The organism is Kocuria sp. NPDC057446, assembly GCF_042802875.1.
GTDB lineage: Bacteria > Actinomycetota > Actinomycetes > Actinomycetales > Micrococcaceae > Kocuria.
Genome location: NZ_JBHVDI010000259.1, coordinates 1 through 2,585, shown reverse-complemented (window position 1 = coordinate 2,585; position 2,585 = coordinate 1). Strand labels below are relative to the sequence as shown.

2 protein-coding genes are annotated in these 2,585 nt (G+C 74.5%); one reads left to right on the top strand and one right to left on the bottom strand.

What is annotated here, in order from left to right; translation table 11 throughout:
* The first annotated feature begins 137 nt into the window (after positions 1-137).
* Positions 138-2,180, top strand: a complete 2,043-nt coding sequence (gene dxs, locus ACFU0Y_RS17845; protein WP_380216257.1) for a 1-deoxy-D-xylulose-5-phosphate synthase — start codon at positions 138-140, stop codon at positions 2,178-2,180.
* Positions 2,181-2,189: 9 nt separating this feature from the next.
* On the opposite strand, the gene ACFU0Y_RS17840 is transcribed toward dxs, so the two are convergent.
* A partial coding sequence (locus ACFU0Y_RS17840) for a Rieske (2Fe-2S) protein (RefSeq protein ID WP_380216255.1) occupies positions 2,190-2,585 on the bottom strand: 396 nt, incomplete at its 5' end.

Here is a 2,585-nt window from a genome sequence, read left to right as displayed (position 1 = left end):
GTCCGGGAACGGACCGGGCCCCTGCGCGCTGACGGCCCTGTCGGGGCGAACGAGTAGGATCGGGGGAGCGCGCCGCCCGGGCCCCCCGGGACGGACGGCGTGCGCGACCACGACGGGCGAGGACTGCGGGAGAAACCATGAGCGTGCTGGAGCGGGTGTCCGGGCCCGAGGACCTCGCGGGGCTGAGCCGGGCAGAGCTGAGCCGGCTGGCCGAGGAGATCCGCGAGTTCCTCGTCACCCACGTCTCCGCCACGGGCGGGCACCTGGGACCCAACCTGGGGGTCGTCGAGCTGACCCTCGGGGTGCACCGGGTCTTCGACTCGCCCAAGGACTCCGTGGTCTTCGACACCGGCCACCAGTCCTACGTGCACAAGCTGCTCACGGGCCGCAAGAACTTCGAGACCCTGCGCCAGGAGGGCGGGCTCGCCGGCTACCCGGACCGCCGGGAGTCCGAGCACGACATCGTCGAGTCCTCGCACGCGTCCTCCTCCCTGTCCTGGGCCGACGGCATCTCCCGGGGCTACGCCATGACCGGCCAGCACGACCGGCACACCGTCGTGCTGGTGGGGGACGGCGCGCTCACGGGCGGCATGGCCTGGGAGGCCGTCAACAACATCGCCTCCGACCGGGACCGCAAGGTCGTGATCGTGGTCAACGACAACGGCCGGTCCTACGCCCCCACCGTGGGCGGCTTCGCCAACCATCTCGCGGAGCTCCAGGCCAGCGTGCAGCAGGGCGTGGACGCCGTGCGCACCGACCGCCGCTACGAGCAGACCCTCGAGACGGTCAAGGACCTGCTGAAGCACTCCGGTCCCGTGGGCGGGATGTTCTACCGGGGCCTGCACGGGATGAAGCAGGGGATCAAGGACGTGGTGGTGCCCCAGGGCATCTTCGAGGACCTCGGCATGAAGTACGTCGGCCCCGTGGACGGGCACGACCTCGAGGCCGTCGAACAGGCGCTGAGCAACGCCAAGAACTACGGCGGCCCCGTCATCGTGCACGCGATCACGGAGAAGGGCCACGGCTACGGGCCCGCGACCGCCAACGTGGACGACCAGTTCCACGCCGTGGGCGTCATCGACCCCGTCACGGGGCGCTCCACGGCCACGAGCTCCGAGCGCAGCTGGACGGCGGTGTTCCGCGACGAGATCGCCCGCATCGCCGACGAGCGCGAGGACGTCGTCGGCATCACCGGGGCCATGCTCATCCCCGTCGGGCTGCAGAAGATGCAGGCCGCCCACCCCGGGCGCGTCGTGGACGTGGGCATCGCCGAGCAGCACGCCATCGCCATGGCCGCCGGCATGGCCTACGGCGGGCTGCACCCCGTGGTGGCGCTCTACGCCACGTTCCTCAACCGCGGCTTCGACCAGCTCCTGATGGACGTGGCCCTGCACCGGGCCGGGGTCACGGTGGTCCTCGACCGCGCCGGGGTGACCGGCCCCGACGGCCCCAGCCACCACGGCATGTGGGACCTGGCGCTGCTCCAGATCGTGCCCGGGCTGCACCTCGCCGCCCCGCGCGACGAGCCGACCCTCACCGAGGAGCTGCGCGAGGCGGTCGCCGTCGACGACGCCCCGACCGTCATCCGGTATCCCAAGGGCGCCGTGGGCGCCCCCGTCCCGGCCGTGGAGCGGCTGAGGGACGGGGTGGACGTCCTCGCGCGCCGCGGCGGGGAGAGCGGGACGGAGGGCGCCCGCCGTGACGTCCTGCTCGTGTCCGTCGGCGCCATGAGCGCCCTGGCGCTGGACGTCGCCGACCGGCTCGAGGCCCACGGCGTCTCCTCGACAGTGGTCGACCCCCGGTGGGTGCTGCCCGTGCCGGTCTCCGTCATCGAGCTCGCGGCCCAGCACCGGATCGTGGTGGTCGTCGAGGACGGCGTGCGGGCCGGCGGGATCGGCTCCCGGATCCGCCAGGAGATGCGGGCTGCGGGGGTCGACACCGCGCTCAACGAGGTGGGCCTGCCCACGGAGTTCCTGCTGCACGGCTCCCGCTCCCAGGTCCTCGCGCGGGTGGGGCTCACCGCCCAGCGCGTCGCCCAGGACACGCTGGCGTCCGTGCTCGGCACCCGCGTGCCCTATGCGCGCCCGGTGCGGGACGGCGCCCCCGGCGAGGAGGCCGTGCCCGGCACCGCCGAGGACGACGCCCGCGGGGCGTCGCTGCCACGCTCGCACCGGGGCTGAGCCCGGGGCTCAGCCCAGCAGGATCCGGCCGTCCGCCACGCGGGCGGGATAGGGCTCCAGGCCGGTCTCGGCCGGCCCCGCCAGCACGGCGCCCGTCCTGAGGTCGAACTGCGACGAGTGGCACGGGCAGACGTACTGCTCCTCCCGCGGGGCCACCATGCACCCCTGGTGCGGGCATACGGGGGAGAACGCGACGACCGTGTCCTCGTCCGGACGCCCCACGACGGCCTGCACGCCGTCCCGGTCGACCTTCACGGCCGAGCCGACCGGGAGGTCCTCCACCGGGCCCGCGTCCACGGGGGCGGCCTCCTCCGCCGCGGACCCGGCGCCGCCGGACGCCGCCGGGTCCTCGGCGGCGCACGCGGTGAGCGCCGCCGAGGTGCCGGCCGCGGCCAGGCCGAGGAC

Excerpts from the sequence above, each read along its gene's own strand:
- dxs (WP_380216257.1), top strand. The coding sequence starts at position 138 with ATGAGCGTGCTGGAGCGGGTGTCCGGGCCCGAGGACCTCGCGGGGCTG.